A 6,055-nucleotide genomic window follows, 5' to 3' on the forward strand; every position below is an offset into this window, starting at 1 on the left:
CCATGCCCACCAAGTCCCTGTCTGCCCCGAAGGTCAGCCGCCGGACCGTCGTGATCGCTCTGGTCACCGTGATCGTGCTCGTGGTGGCCGCGCTTATCGGCGGTGAGGCGTATGCGCGGCACAGAATCGCGAGCTGTATCAGTTCCCAGTTCGAAAAGGAGATGGGATCGCAGATCGACGTCGGTTTCGGTGCGAAACCGCTACTCCTCACCTGGCTGGACGGGAAGGTCTCGCGGATGGATGTCGACAGTAAGGGCGACGAATTCGGCCCGGCCGTCGATATGCAGGTGCACGCCCAGTTCCGCGATATCGAGATGGCCGAGGGAAGTAACAGCGGTAGCTCGGTCGGGAGTTCGAGCGCCGATGTCAGCTGGAGCAACTCCGGTATCTCCCGGACCCTGCAGGGCCTCGTCAGCGATGTGCAGTCCGATCCCGGGACCGGGCAACTCACCATGAAGGTGCTCGGCGGTTTCGGGGCCATGCAACTCACGCCGCAGATAAAGGACGGCAAAGTCGATATCGATGTGGCCCAGGCGCAGTTCCTCGGTATCGGGGTACCCGACGATCTGGCTCAGGGTGTGGTCGACCTGATGACCGAGAGTCTGCAGACCTACCCGATGGGCCTGCAGCCGACCGCGTTGCAGGTCACCGACAACGGTATCGCGGTGGACCTGAGTGGCGGGCCGACCGAGCTGCCGGCCGCCGAGGGTAATGCGACCTGCTGATACCCGCCGACCCTCAGGCGGGGAAACCCTCGAGCACCGCCCGCGACCGGGACAGTCCGAGCCGGGTGGCGCCCGCGGCGATCAGCTCCGCGGCCGCGGCCGCGGTACGGATCCCACCGCTGGCCTTGATCCCGAGCCGCCCGCCGACGGTCTCGGCCATCAGCCGGACCGCGCGCACGTCGGCACCACCGGCCGGATGGAAACCGGTGGAGGTCTTCACGAAATCGGCACCCGCGCGCTCGGCCGTCCGGCACGCCTCGACGATCGCCTCGTCGGTCAGCGCGGCGGATTCGATGATCACCTTCAGCAGCGCACGCTCCGAGATCGCCTCGCGCACCACGATGATATCGGCGAGGACCGCCGCGAAATCGCCCGCGACCGCCGCGCCGATATCGATCACCATATCGACTTCGGCCGCGCCCTGATCCACCGCGAGACGGGCCTCGGCCCCCTTGACCAGCGAATGATGTTTCCCGGACGGGAATCCGGCGACGGTCGCCACCACCAGACCCGGAGCCCGGACCGGCAGCACGGCCGGCGAAACGCATACCGCGTACACGCCGAGCTCCCGGGCCTCGGCCACGGTGGCGGTAACATCCGCGCTCGTCGCCTCCGGAGCGAGCAGCGTGTGGTCGATCATTGCGGCCACCTCGGACCTGGTCAGCGACATGGAATCGGCCATGGGACGAAAGTCTGGCATACCCGCGGCGAATTCCGTTGCGCGCCTCGTACTCCTCGCGCACACTCGTATCGCCTTCCGACGAGAGGACGATTGTTGCTGATCCGCCGCGAACGAGCCGTCGATACCGATGCTGTCGCAGCCGTGCACCGTAGCGCCTTCGCCCCGCACTACTCGGCGGACGGCCCCGCGGCCGGTACCGCCCTGGTCGACGCGCCGCCGGAGGTCGCGCTGCTGGCCCGGCTGCGTGGCGATCCCGGCTGGATTCCCACGCTGTCCATGGTCGCGGTGGATCGCGAAACCGTTGTGGGACACGTATGCGTCACCCGCGCCACCGTGGGCCCGTTCCCGGTACTGGCGCTCGGACCCATCGGTGTCCTCCCCGGACAACAACGCCGGGGCGCGGGTTCGGCACTGATGCACGCCGTGCTCGGCGCCGCCGACGCCCTGGACGAACCGCTCGTCGGGCTGCTCGGCAGCCTCGACTACTACCCCCGGTTCGGTTTCCAGCCGGCCGCGCGGCTGGGCATAATCCCGGACCGGCCCGAATGGGCGAGCCATTTCCAGATCCGGCCGCTCAGCGCCTACGACTCCCAGATAACCGGCGAATTCCGTTACGCCGCCCCGTTCTACGATCTGTGACCGCGCCGCCGCGTCCTCCGCGACGCGACGGCGCCGCATACCGGCCGGCCGGAACCGCGGAGTCGCGGCGATCGGCCGTCGGCCGCCCTGTCAGGATGGCGTCATGGTTTCCGCAGCCACCGCGCCCGACGGCCGACGCTATGTGCTCACCCTGGGTTGTCTCGACCGCCCGGGCATCATCGCCACCATCACCTCGTTCATCGCCGAATTCGGGGGCTCCATCCTGGAGGCCGGCTACCACTCCGATCTCGAGACCGGCTGGTTCTTCACCAGACAGTCCATCAAGGCCTCCACCGTGCCGTTCGGTGTGGAGGAGTTGCGCAGCCGGTTCGAACGGGTCGCGGCCGAACTCGGCCCGGAGACCGAATGTCAGGTCCACGATTCGGGACTACGGCGCCGCGCGGTGGTTCTGGTGAGCAGAGAGGGGCACTGCCTGCACGATCTGCTCGGGCGTGCCACCTCCGGTGAGCTTCCCGCCACCATCGAAGCCGTGATCGGCAACCATCTCGACCTGGCGGCGATGACCGAGGCGCACGGTATCCCGTTCCATCACGTGCCGTTCCCGAAGAACCCGGCCGAACGCGGGCCGGCTTTCGAACAGGTGCGGGAACTCGTGGACGCGCATACCCCCGACGCGGTGGTGCTGGCCCGGTTCATGCAGGTACTACCCGAGCAGTTGTGCGAGCACTGGGCCGGGCGGGCCATCAATATCCACCACAGTTTCCTGCCCTCGTTCGTGGGTGCTCGGCCCTACCACCAGGCCTTCGTACGCGGCGTCAAACTCATCGGCGCCACCTGCCATTACGTCACCGCCGAACTGGACGCGGGGCCGATCATCGAACAGGACGTCATCCGTGTCGACCACGCCGACAGCGTGACCGATATGGTCCGCGAAGGCCGCGATATCGAGCGGGTGGTGCTGGCGCGCGGACTGCGCTGGCATCTGGAGAGCCGGGTACTGGTGCACGGACGGCGCACCGTCGTTTTCTCCTGAGCGCGGGTCAGCCGGTCGCTTCGGCCGGTTCCCGGACCGAGATGAGCACCTGATCGAGGATTTCGTTGAACCGCTCGATCTCCTCCAGATTGCCCAGGTGACCGGTCGGCAGCAGCACGAACTGCACGAGACTGCCGGTCTCGCGGAGCCAGGAGGCGATCTGCTCGGCATGCACCGCCGGGGTCATATCGTCGGCCGTCCCCGCCACCACCGTGGTCGGCACCACGAGATGGCGAGCCGCGTCTCCGAGGTCCATCTCGGCCAGCAGCAGCCCGTATTCCGACCGGATCCGGGACCGGCAGGAGCGCACGATGTTCATCCCGAACTCGATCGCTTCCGGATCGGCGGCCGAGCTCATGATCTGGCGGGCGAAGATCCACCGCACAGCGGCCACCGGGGGGAACACGATCCGTGCGCTCAGCCCGTTGCGCCCGAGCCAGGCCGGCAGCGGGATGATCCGGTTCAGCAGCGGCAACGGCTGGTTGAAGAACGGCACGACCGTGGTCTCGGCGACCAGTGAATGCGGTCCGGTGTTGGCCAGCAGCACGGCCGCGACCTGGTCGACCACTCGCTGCGGATACTTCCCCGCCCAGGCCTGCAGAGTCATCGCACCGAGACTGTGCCCGACCAGCACTGCTCGCTGTCCGGGCCGCAGCACCGCGTCGAGTACCGCGCAGAGATCGTCGGCCAGCAGATGACAGTCCAGTTGATCGGGAGCGCCGAATTCGCTCTCACCGTGCCCGCGCAGATCGAAGGCGATGATCCGGTACCGGTCGGCGAAGGCGTTGATCTGCGGGTTCCAGTATTCGAGACTGCAGGTCCAGCCGTGGATCAGTACCACCGGCTGGGCATCTTCCGGCCCGTACGCGTGTACCCGCAGGTGAGCGCCGTCCGCGGCGCGCACATCGATCACCTGGTGATCGGCACTCGGCGGATTGAATGCCGGGTTGCGGTAGCCGCCACGGGTGCGCAGGCCCGCCCGGTGTACCTCGAACAGCCCCTCGACCTGTTCGGCGAGGGAGGTCAGGGCCTTCGGCATGGTCGCACGCATCAAGACACACTCCTTTGTGTTACCGATTGACACAGTAACGCGCGGAGTGAGTGCCCGCCAGCGCCCACACCGCGATCGAGGCGATGTCACCATGCCGAGCGCCCGTAGCAGCCCATTTTCGGATACGTCACATACCGGCGGGACGGTGCCCGCGACGGAGCCGACCAGCCGCTGGGAGTGGAAGTCGCGAGGATCGCGGCCACACGAACGACGCCGATGGCGGCTACTACCAGCGTGGACCGCGCTGAACCTCATCCACCTTCGGCCGCACGTCGGCCAGATAGATACCGGTCGCGATGATCGCGATGAACGCCAGCAGACCCAGGTTGAGGAAATTCACCAGCAGCAGCAGAATCGCCACCGCCAGAATGCCCAGCCAAATGGGTTTGGTCAGTTTATCGACCGCGGTGAACGCATCGGAACGCTGGCGCACAGCGTGCACCAGCGCGAAAACGGTCGCGCTCGCCGCCAGCAGCCACAGCGCGGCCATGATCCACCCGGTCAAGCCATACACCTGTTCCACCCCACCATGATAGAAGCAGCGCCCCCGCGCACTGCACATGCACGGGGGCGCGTTACCTGAAACAGCAGGTCAGGCCTTCTTCGGCGGGGCCTTCTTGGCCGGGGCGACCTTCTTGGCGGCCGGTGCCTTCTTCGCGGCCGGGGCCTTCTTGGCCGGCGGGACGGGCGCGGGAGCGGACTCGGGTTCCGGCGCGACCTCGGGGGCGACCTCGATCACTTCGGCATCGAGCACCTCGGGTGCGACCGAGGCGGCGGCCGATTCCGCGGCCGGGGCGGATTCGGTCCTGCTCCGGCCGATCAGCCCGTTGACCCGGCCGAAAACTTCCTCGGCCCGGCTACTGGCGTCCTTATACAGGGTCTCCACCCGGCCGACCTGTTCCTCGACCAGGTGATTGGCGCGCAGCCGATCGACAGTCTCCTCGCCGCGGACCGCGAGGTCGGCGTAGATGTCGAGTACCTGGCGGTAGTACTGCTCGGCGAGTTTGCGCAGCTCCTCGGTGGTGAATTTCTCGCGCAGCTCGGCCAGATCCTCGGGCAGTTCGGAAGGCAGTTCGGACAACCGCGCGCGAATCTGCTCGAACTGGGTCTGCACATCGGCCGGCAGGCCGGCGAACCGCTCACGAGCATCGTCGACCCGGCCGTTGACATCGGTCGCACGCTCACGCACCTGGGTTACCGCGTCTACAACAGCGGTGTAGACCGCGTCCGTGGCGCCGACGGTGGCGAACAGTGGTTTGGCAGTGGTGTACTTCTCGGTCATTTATCGTTCTCCTGGCGTGGAGCGTCGGTAGTCGGTTGTGGAACAACACTGTCCCGGGGGATCGTTTCCTCCGGCCCGTTCTCCCGGCGGAACGACTCGTATATATCCAGGAGCACCTGTTTCTGCCGCTCGCTGATCGCGGAATCCGCGAGCAAGGCATCCCGGACGGGACTGTGCGGCCGCTGCTCGAGGTAGCCGGCGCGCACGTACAACACCTCCGAAGAAACCCGCAGGGCCTTGGCGATCTGCGTGAGCACTTCGGCGGAAGGATTACGCAACCCGCGCTCGATCTGACTGAGATACGGGTTGCTCACCCCGGCCAGCTGGGCGAGCTGACGCAACGAGACCTGCGCGGCCTCACGCTGCGCCCTGATGAACCCTCCGATGTCCTGCGCCGCGTTGACCACGCGGCCTGCCTTGTCGCCGGCGCCGGCAGCTGCTGCCGGATCGTCGGTGCGCTGGGCGAAAACCTCGGGATGGTCGGCCATCACTCACCTTCTGGCGTTGTACGTACAACGATAAGTCAGGGTGCTAGCAATTGCAAGCACTATGTTAGCAGTGTTCATGGCGCCGCCTCCGGCGGCGCGGGGTGGGGCCCTATCAACCCCGGTTCTTCACTCCGGCGCTCAGTCGCTGCGCTTCTTCGCTCTGTCGCTCCAGAACCGGGGCGGGCCCCACCGGC

At 67.1% G+C, this 6,055-nt stretch carries 8 protein-coding genes; 3 read left to right on the forward strand and 5 right to left on the reverse strand.

The features are described 5' to 3' along the window. The first annotated feature begins 2 nt into the window (after positions 1–2). A complete protein-coding gene (locus tag ACWEWT_RS35535) occupies positions 3–725 on the forward strand; it encodes an LmeA family phospholipid-binding protein (protein WP_452565287.1) in 723 nt (240 codons plus the stop codon). A gap of 13 nt (positions 726–738) precedes the next feature. Here ACWEWT_RS35535 and deoC read toward each other — a convergent pair whose 3' ends face one another. Beyond that, positions 739–1,407, reverse strand: a complete 669-nt coding sequence (gene deoC / locus ACWEWT_RS35540; protein ID WP_452565288.1) for a deoxyribose-phosphate aldolase — start codon at positions 1,405–1,407, stop codon at positions 739–741. 93 nt (positions 1,408–1,500) lie between these two features. Between deoC and ACWEWT_RS35545 the strand changes: the two genes are divergently transcribed. Together ACWEWT_RS35545 and purU are read left to right on the forward strand one after the other, a co-directional pair. Continuing rightward, entirely contained in the window at positions 1,501–2,046 is a 546-nt protein-coding gene (locus ACWEWT_RS35545) for a GNAT family N-acetyltransferase (RefSeq protein ID WP_452565289.1), read from the forward strand. Between the two features lie 103 nt (positions 2,047–2,149). After that, the gene (gene purU, locus ACWEWT_RS35550) at positions 2,150–3,040 is read left to right on the forward strand and encodes a formyltetrahydrofolate deformylase (protein WP_452565290.1); all 891 of its coding nucleotides are present in this window, start codon (positions 2,150–2,152) and stop codon (positions 3,038–3,040) included. A gap of 7 nt (positions 3,041–3,047) precedes the next feature. Here the strand turns inward: purU and ACWEWT_RS35555 are convergent, their stop codons facing one another. From ACWEWT_RS35555 to ACWEWT_RS35570, 4 genes are all read right to left on the reverse strand, one after another. Beyond that, positions 3,048–4,091: an alpha/beta fold hydrolase gene (locus ACWEWT_RS35555; protein ID WP_452565291.1), complete on the reverse strand. Its 1,044-nt coding sequence runs from the start codon at positions 4,089–4,091 to the stop codon at positions 3,048–3,050. Between the two features lie 226 nt (positions 4,092–4,317). After that, the gene (locus ACWEWT_RS35560) at positions 4,318–4,653 is read right to left on the reverse strand and encodes a DUF2516 family protein (RefSeq protein ID WP_452565292.1); all 336 of its coding nucleotides are present in this window, start codon (positions 4,651–4,653) and stop codon (positions 4,318–4,320) included. A 30-nt stretch (positions 4,654–4,683) separates the two neighbouring features. Then, entirely contained in the window at positions 4,684–5,373 is a 690-nt protein-coding gene (locus tag ACWEWT_RS35565) for a heparin-binding hemagglutinin (RefSeq protein WP_452565293.1), read from the reverse strand. Then, positions 5,370–5,861, reverse strand: a complete 492-nt coding sequence (locus ACWEWT_RS35570) for a helix-turn-helix domain-containing protein (RefSeq protein WP_452565294.1) — start codon at positions 5,859–5,861, stop codon at positions 5,370–5,372. Before ACWEWT_RS35570 ends, ACWEWT_RS35565 begins: the two co-directional genes overlap by 4 nt. Positions 5,862–6,055: the final 194 nt, after the last annotated feature.

Source organism: Nocardia sp. NPDC003963 (assembly GCF_053605105.1).